Origin of the sequence: Acanthopleuribacter pedis, assembly GCF_017377855.1 — a bacterium.
Taxonomy (GTDB): Bacteria; Acidobacteriota; Holophagae; order Acanthopleuribacterales; family Acanthopleuribacteraceae; genus Acanthopleuribacter; species Acanthopleuribacter pedis.
On the sequence record NZ_JAFREP010000003.1, the window covers coordinates 238,784 to 259,302 of the forward strand.

At 56.7% G+C, this 20,519-nt stretch carries 8 protein-coding genes; 5 read left to right on the forward strand and 3 right to left on the reverse strand.

Annotation, left to right across the window (positions count from 1 at the left end; all coding sequences use genetic code 11):
- The first annotated feature begins 217 nt into the window (after window positions 1-217).
- Window positions 218-5,467, forward strand: coding sequence for an ATP-binding protein (locus tag J3U88_RS04370; RefSeq protein ID WP_207857071.1), 5,250 nt, complete (start codon window positions 218-220; stop codon window positions 5,465-5,467).
- Between the two features lie 107 nt (window positions 5,468-5,574).
- Here J3U88_RS04370 and J3U88_RS04375 read toward each other — a convergent pair whose 3' ends face one another.
- Entirely contained in the window at window positions 5,575-7,293 is a 1,719-nt protein-coding gene (locus J3U88_RS04375) for a S8 family peptidase (protein ID WP_207857072.1), read from the reverse strand.
- A gap of 1,228 nt (window positions 7,294-8,521) precedes the next feature.
- Window positions 8,522-11,983, reverse strand: a complete 3,462-nt coding sequence (locus J3U88_RS04380; protein ID WP_207857073.1) for a reprolysin-like metallopeptidase — start codon at window positions 11,981-11,983, stop codon at window positions 8,522-8,524.
- A gap of 928 nt (window positions 11,984-12,911) precedes the next feature.
- Between J3U88_RS04380 and J3U88_RS04385 the strand changes: the two genes are divergently transcribed.
- Window positions 12,912-13,514: a DUF2490 domain-containing protein gene (locus J3U88_RS04385; RefSeq protein ID WP_207857074.1), complete on the forward strand. Its 603-nt coding sequence runs from the start codon at window positions 12,912-12,914 to the stop codon at window positions 13,512-13,514.
- Here J3U88_RS04385 and J3U88_RS04390 read toward each other — a convergent pair.
- Entirely contained in the window at window positions 13,511-15,067 is a 1,557-nt protein-coding gene (locus J3U88_RS04390; RefSeq protein WP_207857075.1) for a bifunctional aminoglycoside phosphotransferase/ATP-binding protein, read from the reverse strand. The two genes, J3U88_RS04385 and J3U88_RS04390, sit on opposite strands and share 4 nt — an antisense overlap.
- Window positions 15,068-15,507: 440 nt before the next feature.
- Between J3U88_RS04390 and J3U88_RS04395 the strand changes: the two genes are divergently transcribed.
- The 3 genes from J3U88_RS04395 to J3U88_RS04405 all read left to right on the forward strand — a co-directional run bounded on the left by J3U88_RS04395 (window position 15,508) and on the right by J3U88_RS04405 (window position 20,491).
- Window positions 15,508-16,290 carry a M12 family metallo-peptidase gene (locus J3U88_RS04395; RefSeq protein ID WP_207857077.1) on the forward strand — a complete coding sequence of 261 codons (783 nt, stop codon included), beginning with the start codon at window positions 15,508-15,510 and terminating at the stop codon, window positions 16,288-16,290.
- A 631-nt stretch (window positions 16,291-16,921) separates the two neighbouring features.
- Window positions 16,922-17,230, forward strand: coding sequence for an STAS domain-containing protein (locus J3U88_RS04400; protein ID WP_207857079.1), 309 nt, complete (start codon window positions 16,922-16,924; stop codon window positions 17,228-17,230).
- Between the two features lie 45 nt (window positions 17,231-17,275).
- A complete protein-coding gene (locus tag J3U88_RS04405; protein WP_207857080.1) occupies window positions 17,276-20,491 on the forward strand; it encodes a hybrid sensor histidine kinase/response regulator in 3,216 nt (1,071 codons plus the stop codon).
- The last annotated feature ends 28 nt before the right edge of the window (window positions 20,492-20,519 follow it).

A 20,519-nucleotide genomic window follows, 5' to 3' on the forward strand; every position in this document is an offset into this window, starting at 1 on the left:
AGTTATTAACTCGGTTGTGTGGGTTCTGCTGTGTGGTGCAGTGTGAACAGGGTGGTTAATTTTCGTATTTTTTATGATTTGCGCGGGGTGAGATCCTTTTGTGACGGGGCCCTCGGCACGTACCTTTTGGCCGTGCGATTTTTTAATGCTCGCTTCGACCCTATTTCCTCCTAGAACCCTCGCCGCCTCAGCTTATTCTTCACAACCCGGAGCATCCATGCGTGTCTTTTCGCGTTCTTTTTTCGCGTTAGGGGTTCTTTTGCCCTGTTTGAGTCTTTTTGCGGCCTTGCCGCCCACCCATTTACGCTTCAAAAACTACCCGCTTGACCACGGCTTCGCGGGTACCCAGGTCTTCGATATTTTCTGCGACAACAACGGCCTAATTTGGATGGCTTCCGAGGATGGGCTGAGCCTTTATGACGGTACCAACATCACTGTTTTTCGGGGCAATCCCCAGAATCCCAACGCCTTGTTCAAGAGTTGGGTTCGCAAAATCGCCCAAGACCCCGGTGGTGACTTGTGGCTTGCCACCCGCGGCGGTGGTTTGCACCGCATGGATTACACAACCCAACAGTTTCGTTCTTTTCGACACGACCCGGGGCGCGACGACAGCTTGTCCCATGACGATCTTTACAACTTGGCACTGAGTCGGGACGGTCGCGTATGGGTTTGTTCCTACCGCGGCGGCCTCGACCGGTTCGATCCCATCACTGAAACCTTTGAACGCATCAATTTGGCGGCGTTATTTCCCGGCGTCAAGAATCCCACCCCCGTCTATACCGTTTTTGAGGACTCGCGCGGGTTCCTCAACATCGGAACTTTTGATGACGGCTTGTTAAGGTGGCATCCCGAAACAGGGGAGACACATCGTATTCCCCGCCATGGTGAGGAAGGGGAACCCGTTATTCCCCAGGTCATTCTCAGTTTTTTCGAGCGCCCCGACGGTCTGCTGTGGATCGGGACCAATGGGTTTGGCCTGTTTCAACTCGACCCCGAAACCATGGCCGTCACCCATCTGTCGGCCGGTGAGCATGCGATTCCGGCTGTCAAACCCTACAAGCTCGAGCTAGATCGTTATGGAAACCTGTGGATTGCCGACCTTGCCCGTGGTCTGATGTTTCGCGACCAAAGTACCGGCGAGATGCAGGTGTATGCCGCCGATCCCGACAACCCGTTCAGCTTGGCATCTCAGGCTTTGATGTCGCTGACCTTGGATGTCGAGGGCGGTGTTTGGGTCGGCAGCTCCGGGGCCGGCGTGAGTTGGGCCGATCCCCACCAAAAGCCCTTCGAAAATGCTTTGATCGGCAAAGATTTTATCGCCAATTCCGGGGTGAACGCCTCCGCCGTGGACGATCAGGGCCGTCTGTGGATTGGTAATCGGGCGGCGGGGATTTTTATTGCCGACCCCGAAACCCATCATTTTTTGCCCTATGACAAGGTGACGGGATTGCCCCCGTTGGTCACCAAACAAATCAAAACTTTGGTGGCGCTGCCCGGCAATAAAATGGGGGTGGGCTTCTGGCGTGGTGGGTTGCAAATTATCGACCTGAACACCGGGACCGATACCCATTTCGCGCCCGGTGCGTCGGTTGCAACGTCCGTGTCACCGAGCATCGGCCATATGGTTGCCGAGGGTACCTCCGGCTTGTGGGTTGGAGGTTATCATGGTGGCTTGTATTACCTTGACTTAGCAGAAGGGACCGCAAAACAGATCCGCGATTCTGAGACAGCACAAAAGGTTGCCGGCCTGAAAATGTCCCGAATGCGTCGTGCGGCCGATGGGAGCTTGTGGATGGGTACCATCGGTGGCGGGTTGTATCGCTACCAACCTTCCACCGGGGATTGGGATCATTGGCACAAGGAACGCACCGACGGTGGACACCTGCGCGCCAACGATGTACTTGATATTCACATCGATTCCCAAGGCCGGGTCTGGATCGTCGGCGTCGGCGTCAGCCTGAGCCGCATCGAGCCGGTTTCCGGCAACGTCACCACCTGGGACTTTGCCAACGGCTTAACCGTCGATTCCTTTAGCAACATTCTGCAGGACGGTGACGGCCGTCTGTGGCTGACCGGGGCGGGAAACGTCACGCTGTTTGATACGCGTTGGGAAACCGTGCGGGTTTTTGACCGCGAGGACGGCATCGCCATGTCCGGCGTCGCCGAGCAGGGCGCCGTCGCCGCGGCGGACGGCACCTTTTATGCCTTTAGCGGCAACACCTTCCTGCGCTTTCGATCGCAAACGATCCCTCTCTCCGGTGCACAGCCCAAGGTGTTTTTGCACGACATTCGTGTGGCGGCCAAGTCATTGGCCAGGCGTGAGGGGTTGCCACAGCCGGTGGTGCTGCAGGCGCCCTTGGGTCGGGTTCCCTTGGCGACGGAGCGGTTAACCCTTAGCCACGAACAACGCATGATCGCCTTTGATTTCAACGCCGTTCATTTTAATCGCCCTGACAAAATTCGCTATCGCTATCGCTTGGAAGGGTTTGACGACGCCTGGTTTGAGACTTCCGCCAAAAATGCCCAAGCCGCCTTCAGTAATCTCGACGCGGGCAGCTATCGGTTCGAGGTCCAGGCGAGTAACGAGGATGGCCAATGGAGTCCCCACATCAGCGGGTTAGACCTTACCGTGCTGCCGCCGCTGTGGCTAACTTGGTGGGCTAAAACCGGTTATGTGTTCATTGTGCTGTTGCTGATCGCCGTCTATTTATGGCAACAACGCGGTAAGTTAGAAGGGCAACGGCAGATTGCTCAGCAGGAAAAAGAATTGGCACACCAGGCGCGTCTCAATGCGGAAAAGGACCGGGCCCTCGCGGAGGAAGCCCAGAAGGTTGCCGCGCGCCTCGGCCAGCTCGACAAACTAAAAGACGAATTTCTTGCCAACACCTCCCACGAGTTGCGCACGCCCTTACAAGGCATTATCGGCATGGCCGAATCCCTCGCCGACGGGTCCGGCAGCACCTCCGCTTCGAGAATGAACAACAGCCTGGGTATCCTTATTAATGAAGGTCGCCGTTTAGCCCATTTGGTGAACGATTTGCTTGATTTTTCCCAACTGCGGCACCAAAAACTGGCGCTCGACATGAAAGCCGTCGACCTCCGCGCCGCCGCCGACTTGGTGGTCGCCTTAACCCTGCCGCGGTTGCAGGGCACGCCCGTGACCCTGACCAACCGGATCCCTGCCGATTGTCCGCTCGTAGCAGCGGATGAGAACCGGCTCCAACAAATCATCCACAACTTGGTGGGCAACGCGGTTAAATTCACCGATCAGGGTTCGATTACCATTGAGGCCGAGATGGGCCCGCAACAGGTTACCGTTGCCGTTAGGGACACCGGTATCGGTATCGCTTCGGAGAAATTGGCCGGCATCTTCAACAGCTTCGAGCAAGGTGACGGCTCCGCGTCCCGTGCCCGCGGCGGCACCGGCCTCGGGCTCAGTATTACCAAAGCCTTGGTTGGGGAACACGGTGGCGAACTGCGCATTTCCTCCGAGCCGGGTGTGGGTTCGGTCTTTTCTTTTAGCCTTCCCGTGGCTGATGAAGTGGACCGTGCCCGTCAAATCGGCGCCCACGCGGTACCTGTCTTGATGGAACCCGTGGTCGGGGCCGCGCTTGAAACCACCTTGGCAGCGCCCGAGGTGGTCGAGCTCGAGGATTCGCTGCACGTGCTGGTGGTTGACGACGAACCCATTAACCGGCACGTCTTGCGCAACCATTTGGAAGGACAGGGTTACCGGGTAACCACCGTGACCCATGGTCAAGAGGCCTTGGCGCTTCTCGACACGGACGCGGGGACCGATGTGGATTTGATCTTGCTCGATATCATGATGCCCGGCCTGACCGGCTACGAGGTTGCGAGCCGGGTGCGGGAGCGGTACGCGCTCCAAGACCTGCCCATCATTTTCCTCACCGCCAAAACCGGGCTTGCCGATTTGGTGGCCGCCTTCCAATACGGCGGCAACGATTTCTTGCCCAAACCCGTTGCGAAGGAAGAGTTGTTGACCCGGATCCGTTCCCAGCATCATTTGCTCGATCTGCACCGCAATTTGGAGGACAAGGTCAAGCGGCGCACGAAACAGCTGGCCGAGCGGACCCGAGAGGTGGAGCTGCAACACCGCGAACTGCAACATGTTTACCGTATCCTGAGGACCTTAAACGGCTTGGCGCGTCTCGATGAAATCTTTGAGGCCTTGTTGTACCACGGCTTGCAATTGTTTGAGGCCGCCGACCGTGCCGCGCTCATGGTGCGTGACGGTGGTGTTTTCCGGTTCGCTGCACTGGTCGGCCACGAATCTGCCGAGGCCGAGGCCTTGAGCCAGGTTCAGCTTAGTTGGGAGCAGTTGGTTCAGCGGTATGTTCAAAGCGGTCAAGAAGTCGGCGACGGCATTTACCGCTTGGACGATGTTCAGACCGCCGCGCCTCTGATGAACCTCGAACTGACGCGTGCATCGCAATCACTGGTGGTTCTGGCGCTCAAGATTGAAGCCAAGGTTGAAGGTTTTCTGGTGTTCTCCAACGTGCGACAAACTCTTGCCTTTGGGGAGGTTGCCGTACAGCGATTGGCCCGTTTTAGGGAGCACGCTACCGCCGCCCTGACCCGTGCGCGTTTGTTGAATGAGATTGAAAAACAAAAAGAAGAGATTGTGCGCAACCAGGAAATCATCGTGCGTCAGGAGAAGCTGGCATCCCTGGGCATCATGACCGCCGGGATCGCCCACGAAATCAACAACCCCAACAACTTCATTGCCGGTGGCAGTGAAAGTTTGCTGGATGAATTCGGTGACTTCCACGACTTCCTGCTTACGCTCCTTGGTGATGAGCCGGATCCTGACTTTGTTGACGCCTTCCAGCAGCGTTTTGCCCGTTTGGACGAGCAGGTTTCACTGATTCGGGTAGGCTCGAAACGGATTGGCAAGATTGTCGGCGACCTCCTTCGTTTGACCCAGCTTGACGACGGCGCTGCAACCGGGGTCAACCTCTTGGATTGTGTTTCTGGTGCGCGGCGCGGTGTGGCCTCACTGTTCCCGGAAACCACTTTTGTTTTGGAGATTGACGCCGGTTTGTATTTGGACGGTCAAGCCGAGGCCTTCGAACACGTATTCGGCCACCTCCTGAGCAACGCCGGTGAGGCGATCAAAAAAGCAGGGCACGGTGCGGGTCGTGTGGTGGTAAAGGCGGTCGATCAGCCCACGCGGACCGTGATTACCGTGACCGACAACGGGGTGGGTATTTCACCTGTGGCACAGCGTAAATTGTTTGATGCCTTCTACACCACCGGCGAAGTCGGTGCCGCAACGGGTTTGGGTTTGTTTACCTCCCACCAAATCATTAAGGGTTGTGGCGGCGACATCCGCGTCACCTCGCAACTCGGCCGCGGGACCACCTTTAGCGTGACCCTGCCGAAACGTGGCGAAATGGAAGCGGCACGCCAAGTGGAAGAGCGCGAGGTACTTCGCGATCCTTCCTAATTCAACGCGAAATGCGGGATCCTCGGGGATGGAACGGAAAAACGCGGGCTCCGAAGAACCCGCGTTTCGCGAAGTGAACCTAAGACCCGAGGGTCAAGGCCGGGTGATTAAGGGGTGTCCAAGCAGAGGTCGTAGCTACCGCTGCCGGAGTAGGAGCTAACGCGCCAGTAGTAATAGCCGGAAGTGCCGTTGTAGGAGATGGTCTCGTTGGAGTTGCTGGAGGTCGAAGACGCAACTTGCTGCCAGCTGCCGTTCCACTTGTAGAGGTACAGGTCGAAGTCGGTGCCGGAAGGACCGCTCAGGGTACCGCGGTGGGTGCCGCTACGGGTAGCTTGGTAGTAGGTGCCGTTGGGTTGTACGTCAGAGTCGTTACCACCGCTCAGGCTACCGGCGTAGGCATCGCCGCTGCAGCCGGTGGAACCGTCGCCGCCGTCGCCGCCGTCGCCGCCGTCACCACCGGTGGTGCCGCCGCCGCCAATGGCCGCCAGGATGTTGATACGTTTTTTGCCGCTGTCGCCGGCAACGTTGGCACCGGTGCTTTGGAAAACGTTCAAAACAGCCGCTTTGTTACCCGCGTAACTAGAGTTGGCGTCCAACAACTGAGCAACCATACCGGCCGCCGCGGGACAAGCTGAAGAAGTACCGCCCAGAGCGTTGGTGCCGCCGCCGCAGCGGGCGCACATGACTTGCTCGGAAGGGGCGTAGATGTCGAGTACGGAAGAAGTGTTGGTGTAGCAGGTGCGCTCGTCAACACGACGGTTGTTGTCGGAGCAGTAAGCGGGAGGGAAAGGAGAGTAACCGGCGTTGTTGGCATCCCAAACAGAACCGACAGAGATGATGTTGGAAGAGCAAGAAGGAGAAGCGGTAGAACCAACCCAGCCGTCGTTACCGGAAGCGGCCAGAACGATGATGCCGTTGCTGAGCGCGTTGCCGGCGGCCGTGTGGATCACGCCGCTGTTGCAAGAACCGTTGTAGCGACCGCCGCCCAAGGACATGGTCACAACTTTGATGGGGGCGCCGCCGCCGGTGCCGTTGCGGTTGGTAACGGCCCAGTTGATGGCTGCCGCGATGTTGGAGTCGTAAGCGTTGGGGAATACAACCAAGGTGTAGAGGTCGGACTGAGGCGCATAGCGACGAACGATGGAGGCAACGCCGGTGCCGTGGTAGCAGTCTTGTTGGTTACGAGAGTGGATGGAGTTGTTGTTGGATGAGAAGTTGTAGCCGCCTTTTACGACGCTGTTGGGCAAGTTGGTGCTGCCGCCCAATTCGGGGTGCAAGAGGTCGTAGTTGCTGTCAACGACGGCAACGCCGACGCCGGCACCGGTGTAACCGCTGCTCGCGGCTTGGGTGGAACCGGTAATTTGACGGCCTTCAACCGTAAACAATTTGTTGAGAACGTCGAGTTGTACTGCTTCTACTTGGGGCAATTGGGCCAGTTCTTTTACCGCTTCTTCGTCCAAAGCGTAACCGGCAACCGCATATTGGTATTCCAACATGACGGCGACTTCAAAACGGTCTTGTTTTCCGTCTTTGTTCATTTTGGAAAGGCCGGCACCGCGCAAGGCGTCCATGAAATCGTTTTGTGCGCCTTCGCACTGTTGTGCCAGATCTTCCGGTGATTGGTCGCCGGCGGTGCGCACGGCGTTGTTTTTCAATTGTACGACCACGCGAACACCAGGGGTGGTGTCGACGCGAACGTCCTTATTGACAGCGAGGTCTTCGAACTTTTCCCAAATTCGGGCGTCAATGGTTCCCGCGGAAAGGAACCCGATGCTCGCGATGGCGAACAGTGAAATCAGCGTCAATTGAGTTACATAACGCAACATAATTATCTCCTCCAAGAGTGGACAATGGATCTCCGTGGGGCTGAAACAGACGTTCGAAGCACCATCACGGGATGAATTTTCTGAAACCAAGGGTGGGCCTTTCACGGTGAGTCAAGCTGCCGATAGGGATCGGTCAACGGGATTCACCGTTTCAGAGGGAAAGGCCCGAGCTGACTGCAAACCTTTTGCAGTCAGGCAAATGGACGGCGGTCACTTGCCTGACCCCAAAGGGGAGAGCCCAGATGGGAGATGGTTGAGATGTGGGATCCGAGCAGGGGGGCTCACACGACCGCGGTCGGGACGGCGGCGTTTGGTGAACCAACCACGTGACGACGTGGCCGGTGAAACCCACTCAGAGTGTGGTCGCGTCGAAAGGGCACGGTTGTTTGCGATGAGGCCGGTGGCATATCTCGCAATAGCCTGTTGCGACATCTCGCAACAGCCCGTGGCGACGAACAGATTTTGGTTTTTTTGGGTAGGGGGCGCTGCAAAACTCCGCGCGGCGTAGAGCGTGTGACGGTGGGGTCTAACTGTGCGTGAAAGCCTCCAGACGTTTTGAGGATCACCGCCAATCGATGAGGTGTGGCGGTTTCAAGCCGTCGTGACTGAGGTCGTCAAGTGCGAATGAAACACATGAATTCAGAGCCATGAGTTGGATCAATTCCATGAATCGGCTGCAGGGAACAAACTACAACCTAATGCCGGCCCCCCTCGGGACGGCGGCGGCATGGACCGCGGGATGGGAAACCATCTGCTTTCTGCTACGTGTTTTCCCGGCACGATTTCTGTGTGAACACGACTTCCCTCTGAAAAAAGTGGTTCGCCCGAAATCGGCATAGGATGTCAAAAAATTGACCAGCGATATAGGTGCCTCGCTGAATGTCCTCAATGTACCCAAGCCCAAAAAGCGTGTCAACCATAAAAATTTACGAATGTTTTAAGTAACCTTTACAAAGTGACGGCTTTGAGAGTTTACTCAAAGAAACATTCATGAGGATGAAGGAGTAAGTGGTTGACTTGTAGAGGTTTAAGCGAAACGGCTGTGATTTGGCAAGGTAAAACGCACTTTTTTGTTAGGCGTGAAAATGTAAAATTCACCACACTTCTGACCACTTGTGTATCCCCGAGGTTTTCCTTTGTAGGGGGATTTTCTTTGCCTTTTCGGCAATGCAAACAAAAAACCCGGGGTGTGGGCCCCGGGCTTTTGTTTTTGGTTGCAGGCGGCTGTTTAGCGGCCGTTGCTGCTGGTTAGCGATGAGCGGCCCGTCCCGTTGCTTTGGCGCAGCAGGGCGCTGATCAGGTCCGGGGCCGGGGTGGCGACCCGCAGCGTTTTGCCCGCCACATCTTGGCCCGGAAACAGATCGCCTAGATCTAGGTTTTGGGCTACCGCGCTGAAGTAGGGCACCGCTTGTTCGCCGAGAACGCTGCCGTCCGTATCGCGCAATTGCACGGTGATCGTACCCATCGGGCGACGAATGCCGCTGTGGATGTAAAGCGTGGCTTGGGTGGTGTCGTCGGCTAGGACGAAGTCCGCGCTGTTGCCCAGGTCAAAAGCGACAAATAATTCGCTGAAGGCCGGTGACGGGGCGCCCGACCCCGTTTCGTCTTCCAGCTTGACCGTGGTGTAAAAGGCCGAGTTTCCAAAAAACTGGAGGCCGATGTCGCCCTCTCCGGGATAAAGGTCACCTGGCCGAACCGTGCTGGTCGCCAATGGCAGCACAAGCACCGGGGCTGAGAGACCGCGTGGGTTGTCGTTATCGAAAATGCGTGCCAACACCAGCAGGGGCGCCGGCAGCGGGTTGTGAAGGGTGATGGTCATGTTGCGTTCTGAGCCCACCGGAACGGCGTAAATGCCGGGGTTTCCGTAGTAGGTTTGGCCGCGCGCCGTTGCAGTCTCGGCCCAACCTTCAAACAAGAAGCTGTTGCCGCTCAGCCGTTTGCCTTCTTCAAGGGTGGCGAGCACGGTTAATCCGCTTTGGCCCGCGACCGATGCGCCCAGTTCGGATAAGGGGATCGCGTTGGGCACGCCGTTGGTCAGTTCGCTGTTGATCACCCCGAGCACCCGGCCGAAGGCGTCCGAAACACGAAGTTCCACCGCGGCCGTTCCCGTGTTGCCCGGTGCGCTCAGCGCCAGCGCGGCCTGTTCGCTGAGCCCGGTGAACAACAATTTGTTGGGCAGCGATTCGTAGATGTCGGCTTGGGTGCTCGCTCGGGCGCCTTGCGAAGGACCGCTCCGGTTGGTCAGGGTGGTGGTCAGCAACACATCGGGGCTGTAGCTGTGCAAACTGAGGGCGGCGCGGTCAAAGCCGGGGAAGGCGATTTCCAGGAGGTTGCTCAGGCGTTGGCCCGGGCTGAGGGTGAAGCGTTCAACCTGGGCGCCGTTGGCGTCCTCGGCGCGAACGAACACCGTGATCACTTCCTCGCCGCGATGGGTCAGGCTCACCTCGCTGAGAAAGCGTGGGTTGTTGACAACCCAAGGAAGATGGGCACGCAACGGTGGCAAAAGATCCAGGTTGGTGCAACCCAGCGCGTCGCCGCCCGGCTCAAAAACCAAGCCGCGTTTGTTGCGTTCCAATAATTCGCCCAGGCGGGTGCAGTTCTCGACGCTGTTCTCAAAGGGGTTGTTGCTGATGTCGATGAACTGGCTGTTGGGATAATTGATGGCGGGAATGACCGGTATGGTGCGCAGTTGGTTGTTGGAGAGATTGAGGTGAAACAACAATTCGGGCAGCGCCGTGATGTCACCAATTTGGTTGTTGGAAACGTCAAGGGTTTCGAGGGGAAATGCCGCCCCGTTCAGATCGGGCAGGCTTTCAAGCTGGTTGTTTGACGCCAGCAGGGTATAGAAAAACGGACGGTTTTCGAAAAAGGGGAGCGCCCTTAGTTGGTTGTCGGTCACATCCAGCATGGAGATTTGGGTGAGCGCCGTGACCGCGTCGATTTCGGTGAGTTGGTTTTCGGCCAGGATGAGTTCCGTAATTTGGCTTGGCAGGGTCGGCAGGCTGCTGATCGTGTTTTGGCTAAGATTGAGCCGGCGCAGGTTGACCAATGCCTCGATACCGGTTAAGTCGGAAATGCCCGCCGCCACGGCGGAGAGGACGGTTAAGCGCTGGGCTTCTTTGAGGGATACCCGGCCGTCGCTGTTGCTGTCGGCCGCCGCGGTGACCGCGGCGGCGAGGGCGGCGTCCGGGAAGCTGACGAACCGGGTGTCGCACGGAAGGAAACCACCGGGTGCGATGGGGGAAAGGGTTAATTCGCTGAAGCCGTGCTGTTCGTAAGCGCCGAGTAACGCGCAATTCGCGGCGCTCAGGGGGTTGTTCGCCAGGTTCAAAACCTGCAAGCCGGCGGGTATCTGAGCGGGTAAGTGTTGGATCGCATTGTGGCGCGCATCCAGGCTGGTCAGGTTGACCAGGTGGCGAAGCCCGGTTAAGTCGCGCACGCCGCTGTTGCGCAGGTCGAGTTCGCGCACGGCTTCCGCCTCAAGCAGGCTGATTGCGCCGTCGCCATTGGTATCGTAGGCCGAGACCAGTGCTTGTTGGAAGATCGGGTCGGGAATGGTGAGGGGGCCGTTTAAGGTGGTGAGGCCGCTTTTTTGCGCCAGGTTCTCCGTGATGAGGGCGGCGTTTTGGGGATGGAACCGGGTTGGTAAGTTGCCTTCCACTTGGAAGTTGCAATAGCTCATGATGGTGCCGCCGTCAGCCGGGATGTTTCCGGTAACCTTGGAACAGAGATCAATGGGCGGGAAGAAATCGTGGGTATGGATGCCGCCGAGGCTGTGTCCCAACTCGTGACCCAGCAAGGTAATGTCACTGAGATCGCTGGGATCGGCGGCCAAGGCGCCGACAAAGGAAAGATCGCCGTAACCCCAATTGGGGTTGTCGACCCCGTTGATGTAGGCCGCGCCGGAACTGCCGCGGCCGAACAGACGGAACGCCAGATGACGATGGACCGTGGTTTTCCCGTTGGCGGGATCGAGCCAGTGGTTGCGGAAATCGGCGAGGCTGAAGCCCCAGGGGTCGTTTTCGGCAAAAATCGCCAGGTAGGAAATGCGGACCCTGACGTTGAGATCGTTGCCGTAGAAGGCGTTTAAGACGGCAATGGAATCGGTGATCGTCGCAATCAGCGCCTCGGGATCGGCTTCGAAACGGTTGGCGAGCAGGGAGTTCGCCTCGAAGGCCATATCAACCACGACGGGACCGTCGTTTTTGTGGGCGGCCGTTTTTTGCGTGAGGGCTCTTTGGGCGATGCCGGCGACACCAAGCGGGTGTTTCGCATCAAAGGCCTTGGCGTGGGCCGGTTTGTAACCGACCTGGTTGTCCCGCCAGGTGACCGCCCAGGTCTGGCGTGGACCGCGCAGGAAACCGCGGTAAACGCCCGGCGCGTGGCGGGCCAAGACCAAGCGGTCACCCCCGGCCGTGGTCCCCTGATAGTAGCTTCGCGAGGGGACGGGTCCTGTTGTTGTTTTTTGCAAGCGGACGGTTGTGAGGATGGCGCCCGGCGCCCAAACCGTCATTTTTTTGAGTTCGACCCGTTGATCGCCAAGGGGGGTGGGAAAGCGTTCGAGCAGGGGATCACCCTGTTTGCCTGCCGGCAGTTGGTTTTGATAGGGAAACCAGGTGTCGGAATGGGTCGGTGCGGGATTGGCGTGATCCAGAAAGCCAAGCACTGAGAAGAGGAACAGGTACATCACAAGAACCACCTTTTTGATTGAAGGAATACCGTGGGAAAGTCATATCAGACGGAAGGGTGACACCCGGCCATGGGTCCGCGGTCGTGCCGAATCAGCCTTGGTGGCGTGTGGCGCACCCGGTTAAGGCGGAGGATCCGAACGGTTCAGCCTGTGTTGTGAAACAAAAACCAAGATCGCGGATAATGATGGGTTGTACGTTACCTTGAGAACCGTTTGAAGCTTGCTCGGTCAATGTAATTTGCAGAGGTGAAAGCTGTTGCGGGTTCGCGGTGCAGTAAGCCGATGGGGAAAAGGCCGTACAGTAAATGCGGTGGATAAACAACATCATGAAGCAGATGTCACCATCAATGAAGCCCATTTGGACAGACGCATGGTTGGGGAAAAGCGATGTTTTCTGAAAAGCCGACATAAAAAGTATTTATGGTTCTTTATTATTGCGGTTTTTGCCCTTTTTTGCGGTGTCCAAACTTTGGTTCTATCATACACCGGCTATCCGGTGGTTGGACCTGGAAAGTCGTCGGGTTGGGTTTGTTGCGTCTGAGACCGGCGATCTTTTTGATGGCAAAAATCTCTGATTTCGATAGAGTTGGGTGGGCTTAACGTGCTCCGGTTTAGGGGCGCCGCCGATGCGCGGCAACAGCCCGAGGGGCCTGGCGCTGCTTGGGGAATTCAGCGTTTTCCTCGCGGTTCCCGGGAGAAAAGCGCCTCACGCGGGCACAGCGTGCGTGAGGCGCTGGAGCGCGCTGGAGCGCGCTGTTTTACCAGCGCGATGCTGATGGAATTCAATGAAAAAGGAACGATGGTCATGAATGCAAATGCCGGTAAGGCGAGACGAGGATGCACGGGTGCGGCTGGTGGATCGCGCGCGCTCAAACCATGGCGATGGGTTCAGGGAAAGCGTTCGCTGCTTTGGCTCGGTTTTCTCCTTTTGCCCTGGCCCCTTTGGGCGACGGACGACGGCCATGCCTGGTTGATTACCACCACCAAGCTCTACCAAAAAGATCGCCTTAAATTGGGTTTTTATTACGACCAGCGCATGCGCAACGATGGAAGCCGGGTCTTCGGTTATTTTTACGGGCCGACGGTTTCCTACCAAACCAACCTGTCCTGGCTGCAGGTCGGCGGAGGCTTAAAATTCATGCAAGTGAAATCCGGCGACTCGGGTTTTGCCTTGGTCCGCCGGCCCGAGGTTGAGTTCTCGCTTCAATTTAAAATGGCGGGTGCGTGGCGCTACAGCCACCGCAACCGTTACGAATACCTCAGCCGTAAGGGCCGCGAGGATAATGACCGTTTTCGCTCCCGGCCGCGGTTTACCCGTTCTTTTAAACGGGGTCCGGTCGCCAAGTTCTACGCGGACACCGAGTGGTTTTATCGCCCGGATGACGGACGCTTCGAACGAAACCGATTGGTTCCGGTCGGTATTACCTGGCGCACGAAGGGGCGCGTCGGCATTTCCTCGTTTTATATGTGGGAACACATTCGCGGCGGCTCACGCAACAACCACATCCTGGGCACCAGCCTTTCCTTCTAGGGCTTGCGACCGAGGAGGTCACCTAACCGGGCGCGCCAATGATGTTCCGTGTTGAGTTCTAAAACCTGATCCTCGACGCTAAAGGGTTGCCAGGATTGGGTTTGACTTTCGAGCAGGTCGGGGCCCGCGTCGGAAACGTCGCCTACGCGGTCGGTGAGGCGTTGTGCCAGAGTTTCCAGCCGTGCCCGGCAGTGAATAAAGTCCACCGACACGCCGCGCTTAAGCAGGGCGGCGCGTGCTTGGTCACGCTGATCGCGGCGATCAAATTTGGCGTCGAGGACCACGCTGAATCCGGCGTCGAGGACACGGCCCGCATCTTCGATAAGGCGTGCGTACGTTTTTTCACTAAAAGCCGGCTTGTACAGGGAACTGTCGCCTTTCTGGGTCGTCGGGATGCCCGCCAGATGTTTGCGGATCGCGTCGGAGCGGAGATGGATGGCCGTGAGTTGGCCGGCCAGCCAAGCCGCGACCGTGGATTTGCCCGAACCGGACAGGCCACACACAATGATGGCGCGGCGTGGGCGCGCTTGGGTGTAGCGGTAGGCGAGTTCATAAAAATGCGCGGCTTTGCCTTCTTTTTCCGAGCGGCTATCGGCGCTTTGGGTTTCGTCCTCGGCCATCAGGCTGTAGACCTTGGCGCGGACATAGGCGCGTAGGTTGAGGTAAAACGGCAAAAGTTGCAGACCTTCAATATCGTAAACCGATTCGAACCAGGCATTGAAAAATGCGAAGGCGAGGTCGCCGCGGTTGCGGTTTTCCAAATCCATTACCATGAATGCGCAATCGTAGAGGACGTCGATGATGCTGAAGGCGTCGTTAAACTCAATGCAGTCAAACGGGTGGGCGTCCTCGTTGTACCAACACACATTGTTGAGATGCAGGTCGCCATGGCACAAGCGCACCATGCCGTTTTGGACGCGCCCTGTAAACAAGTCCTGTTGCTCATGAAAAAGGTGATCCGTGAAGGTTTTGACGGCGTGGTTGTGCTGCTTGTCGTGGAGGCGGCCGAGGAACCGTTCACCGGTTTGGTAGTTGTCGGCGACAACTGCTTGCACCGCGCTCGCGCTGCCGTAGCGTTCCGCTTTGACGGGATCCCATTCGGCGCCGGCGTGAACCGCGGCGAGGCGGCGACCGAGTTTCTCGAGATGCCGGGCCTCAAGCCGGTTGCCGAGGAACATCCGGCTGAACAAGAAACGCTCGTCGAATTGGTGCATTTTGACCGCGTAATCGACAATCTTGCCGTGGCCGGTGAGCGAGAAGCCGGCCGCGCCGAAGCGGATCGGTACCACCTCCAGGTAAAGTTCGGGGGCGTAGCTTTGGTTGCGGCTCAATTCCAAAAGGCAATAATGATGCCTTGCCTGAAGCGTGCTGAAATTGAGAAACCCAAAATTGACGGGACGTTTTACCTTGTAGGCAAAAGGGCCGGTCAAGAAAACGTGTGAGATATGGGTTTGCACCATGCGAATGGGGTCTTGGGTTGGGTGCGGGTAGAAGCTCGGTTGGCGCATGGCCCGCGGGATGTGGTTTTGCTCCTCCTCGGCGAGATGGGGCATCGGCGTACCTCGTTAATCCTCAATCAGGATTCAATTTGGTCGGTAGGGTGATGGGTGGATAGAACGCGTTGCTTGGATTGTAGCGAGTTTGCCCGGGTGATGGGGTGAAGGGATGGTGAAAAGGTAGGTCGAGAAGAAGAACCCATCCGCTTGGTGTGTGTTTTGTAGTGGGTTGTATTTGCGTAATTAACCATTGTTTCGTGCTAGCTGGTTGTTTCGGGTGGTCGGTTGCCGATGGGTTGGGCGTTATTTTCTTTCTATTGTGGTTGTCGGTGACGGCGATCACCGGTGGCGGGAAAGCGGGAGAAATTGTTTCTTTCCGATGGCCGAAACACTTCATCAAATGTAAAACAAATGTAAACCCAACGAGGTTTAATTATTTACAATTGGCGATGTGGTGCATTGATTCATGTCGCCCATAATCAGAGGAGCGTATTCCCATGACACTCAAAAAATCGGTCCTGTTATTTTTTGTTCTACCTGCCCTTGCCTTTGGTCAACCCGTTGACATTCCGTTGGATGCGGTTGATTCCGAACAAGCAAAAAGAAGCTTTCGTACCGTTGACCCCTTTGGCAATGATGTCGAAATCTTTGTCGACCCACCGCTCAAGTTCCAAAAAGACGAACCTTGGTTTGATGCCGATAGCGAACATTTCATTGGTTACAATGAGGTGGACGAGTATGAAAAGTTCCCCGCCGATGACGAGCGTATGAAACGGGCGGTCACCGTGAATGTTTACGTGGTTGCCGATGAGGAATACCGTGCGCGTCACAGTGATTGGCAGCAACGGTTGGAACAAATCATTGAAACGGCGGACAATTCGTACTGGCGGGATTTCCGCATCAATTGGGTGATTCAGGGCTACTACTCCTGGACCTCCAACGGCAACAACGCCTCGGCGATTCTGGCCGATTTGGCCCGTGATGCGGCGAGTTTGCCCAATGGCCTCATTATGGGTTTTAGCGCTGATTCTCGTTTTGACGCCGGTGGTATTGCGTACGTCTACCGCAGCAACCCGCGCAAAGGTTTTTCGGTGTGTTTGGATCAAGGCGTATCCGGCACGACCAGCGCCTTGCGTCACGAAATCGGCCACAACTACGGCTGTTCACACGACTTTGACCCGGTCGTTTGCCTCATGAACTACACCTATAGTTACCAAATCGACTACTTTGACAGCGCCCACGACGCGCTGATTCAAAACCGCGATAGCTGGTTTCGCTAAACCGCGCTCGATGTTGGTTCGTCGTGGATGAGGCGCGGCCGACGCGCGCAACGCGCGCCGTTTTTGAAGCTTCTTGACGAACCCGGTTCTAGCCCGCAATTCTCACAAGGATTCGTCGCGAGAAGCAGAAAGCCTTGTGAGTACGAAGATTACGACCGAGAGACGGCACAGGGGTCCGACCATTCGGCGTAGCAGCTGAGGCGAAGGCGGCTCGACCGAGTAAGGCGGAAGGCCGCCCCGCGGATGGCCGCCCCGCGGAAGGCCGCCCCGCGGAAGGCCGCCCCCTCGTAATCGCATGGCTTTCTGCTTCGTAGCAGGATACCTTGTGAGAATTGCGGGCGAGGTAGCCGATAGAGATCCACTAAGTCCCGATCCGCTTGTATGCCAACGCATGCCGGTGGGTCGGGATTTTCTTTTGGTGCCGGGAAAACCAGGGGGACGCATCGCCTTCGGCAGAAGGTTGCGATTCGAGGCATCAATAATTTAATTCTTTGATGATTTTTCCGATAATGAAGGAAACTGTTCCCATTCCGTAATCCATTTTAAAAAACGCGACGGCTTCGTACCGCCCTCCGCCCGTTCATCGCGGCGATTTGTGCGGGCCTCGCGTTTCAAAGTCAGGAGCGCCCCTATGTTTGAAGAAATTCGCGAAGGCGAGGGATTAACCGTCAAAATCCAGAGTGATTTGGTGGCGTCTGGTTCTAAGGAACTCAAGGCAAGGCTGGTGCAACTGGTAGAAGGCGGCGAAAAACTGCTGACTTTGGACTTTCATGAGGTGAAAGTGATCGACTCCGCGGGGATTGGTGTCCTGATCTCCACACAAAATTCTTTGAAGCAGGGTGGGCAGAAGTTGAAGCTGATCGGGGTCCGTGAGCCCATTTTTAAAATGTTGAAAATTATGCGTTTGGACAAGCATTTCGAAATTTCAGGTGTTGCGTAACGGGTGAAATGGATTTAGCCCTGAATTGATTGACGAGGAGGCTCCATGTCAGGGGCGGACGACGAAATTCTCGAGCTTTTTCTGGTGGAATCTCGGGAACATTTGGAAGACATTGAATCCGATTTGTTGGCGATTGAAGAACAAGGCGCCGCGACCGATGCCGAGCTGGTGAACCATGTTTTTCGCGCGATCCACACCATCAAAGGGGCGGCCGGCTTCTTCGGGCTCCACAAAATAAAAGAGTTGTCGCACGTGATGGAACACCTGTTGGATCTGCTGCGCAAGCGTCAACTGGTGGCGACACCCAAGGTGATCAGTGTCTTGCTCGACGGGGCGGATGTGCTGCGTGGCATGATCAACAATCCCGATACCTCCAACGACCAGGAGATTACCGACCTGGTCGAAAGCATCAAGGTCTGCGCGGGCGGGGAGGACGAAAAAGCCCAGGAAGAGCTCAACCGCGCGGTGGACATTAAAACCAATGACGGTCGCGTTTTGATGCAGGTGCCCTTCAGCGATTTCGAGAAGGCGGTACGGGACAGCAAAGGCGGCGACCACGTCTATTTGGTCCAGTACGATCTGTTCGAAATTGAGAAACAAAATAAAAACGCCCTGGAAATCATCAACGAGTTGCAAGACCTCGCCTATTTCATTGACAGCGTCTTGGATGTCGAAGGCGTGGGGACCCTGGCCGATGAAGGTGATCCCAAGCTTCATTTTTACGTTCTGCTCGCCACGGTGATGGAACACGACTTAATCAGCCATTTTCTCGAACTTAGCGAAAAGTGTGTGTTTGAACTGGGCGAAGAAGCCCTGGGCTTTAACATTCATTCGGTTTTGAAGAAAAAAGCGGCGCCCGCACCTGCTGCACCCGCGCCGGAACCGGCGCCCACGCCTCAGGTGACGGCCCCGGTGGAGGCGCCCGCGAACCCGGCTGCTTCCGTCGTGCCGACGCCGCCGAAGCAGGCGGCCCCGGCCAAGCTCGAGAAACCCGCGCCGGCAAGCACGCCCGTGCCGGAGCCTGCTGCCGATGCCGCACCGCCCAAGCCTAAACGTTCGGGCAAAGTTGAATCCTACATTCGCGTCAATGTTTTGCTGTTGGATCGCCTGATGAACCTCGCCGGTGAACTGGTTTTGACCCGCAATGAAATGTTGCTCAACGCCAACTCGCGCGATTGGGAGCTGGTGGACCGCACCGCCCAGAAGGTCAACATCATTACCTCGGAGTTACAGGAAGCGATCATGTCGACGCGGATGCAGGCGGTCGGCGTGGTGTTCAACAAATTCCACCGCATTGTGCGTGACCTTTCGCGCAGCCTTGGCAAAAAAATACGCCTCACCGTGGAAGGCGAACACGTCGAGTTAGACAAAACCATCATTGAAGCTATCGGCGATCCCATGACCCACTTGATCCGCAACGCCTGTGACCATGGTATCGAGGGGCCCGAAAAACGGATCAAACACGGTAAAGATGAAACCGGAACCTTGCGGCTCAGCGCCTTGCACGAGGCCGGTTTGGTGGTGATTGAAATCGCCGATGACGGCGGCGGGATTCCGCCTGACGCCATTCGCGACAAAGCACTTCGCATGGGCTTGCACACCATGGCGGAACTGGAAGCCATGAGTGATAAAGAAGCGGTGAAACTGATTTTTGCACCGGGTTTCTCCACCGCGGCGCAAGTGACGGATGTTTCGGGCCGTGGGGTCGGCATGGACGTGGTCCACACCAACCTCAGTAAATTGGGCGGCACCATTGACATCGACAGCGCGGTCGGGCGGGGAACGACCTTCCGCATCAAATTACCTTTGACCCTGGCCATTATTCCCAGTTTGTTGGTTTCTGTTGAGGGGCAACAATTCTGTATTCCCCAGGTGAATTTGCAGGAGTTGGTGCGCATTCCTCAAAGTGAAGTGAAAAACCGTATTGAACGCATTGGTGAATCAGCCGTGATTCGCCTCCGCGAAGAGCTGTTGCCGCTGGTGCGTATGCGGGACGTGCTGGGTTTGGACGGGACCTTCATCCATCCCCAGACCGGGGAAATTCGCTCGGACCGCCGTCAAAACTTGGCGGATCGACGTGGATCGGGTGCGTCGGAAACGCCCGACGACATCGCCACACCGCGTTCCAAGCGTGACCGGCGTAGCGATCCCGAGGGCGCCCATAACATTGCCGTGGTGACGGCCAACGCGATTCGCTATGGGTTGATCGTCGACCATTTGATGGATTCGGCTGAAATTGTGGTGAAACCCTTGGGCCGCCATCTTAAGGACGTGCCGATTTACGCGGGGGCGACCATTCTGGGTACCGGTAGCGTCGCCATGATTCTGGATGTGGAAGGGATTTGTTCGCACATGAACCTGCGCGAGATTCCCAGCCGCCGTGAACAACGTCGCGATGCGGTTGCCGATGCCGCGGCTACCGATGTACAGACCTTTTTGATGATTTCCTACGGCGGCGAGGATCTCTACGGGATCCCCATGGAATTGGTGCAGCGCATCGAAACCGCCGATGTCGCCAATGTCGAGTACACGGGCGGGCGCACCGCGCTGAAAATTCACGGCCGCTCGCTGGCCTTGTTCTCCCTTGCCGAGCCGGAGAATCGTCAGCCGCGTATCAAAACCGATCAGTTCCGCGTCATTATTTTCCGCATCGCCGGTCGCGAGGTCGGGTTGGTGGTGGATGAAATCATCGACATTGTGCAGCAAGAAGTTGAGATCGATCCGGTGACCCACAAACAGATCGGGATTTTTGGGTCGGCCGTCATCAATGACCGCATCACCTTAATTGTTGATTTACATGGTTTGGTGCGGACGCAAGTCCCGGAATGGGTGAATGAATATGAAAAGAACTTCACGTTGAAGGAGGCGGAAAGCAAAAAAACCGCCCTCATCGTTGAAGATTCACCGTTCTTCATGGATCAGGTCAAACGTTATGTGACCGAGGCCGGTTATCAAACCATCACCGCGACCGACGGCCAGGTGGCTTTGAACCTACTGCAAGAACGCGGTGATTCGGTGGATATCGTGTTGACCGATATTGAGATGCCCAATATGGACGGATTTGAATTGGCCGAGGCGATTCGCAGAGATCCGAAACTTTCCCATCTCCCGATTATCGCGATTACTTCGATTGCGACCAGTACAGCGGTGGCCCACTCGAAAACGGTAGGGATTGACGACTATCTGATTAAGCTTGATCGGGAGTTGATCATCAAGCGGGCCCACCACTTTATTGAAAACGGTCGGGCGGTCGGCGCATAAAACGGACCCACCAATTTGGGAGGATGGG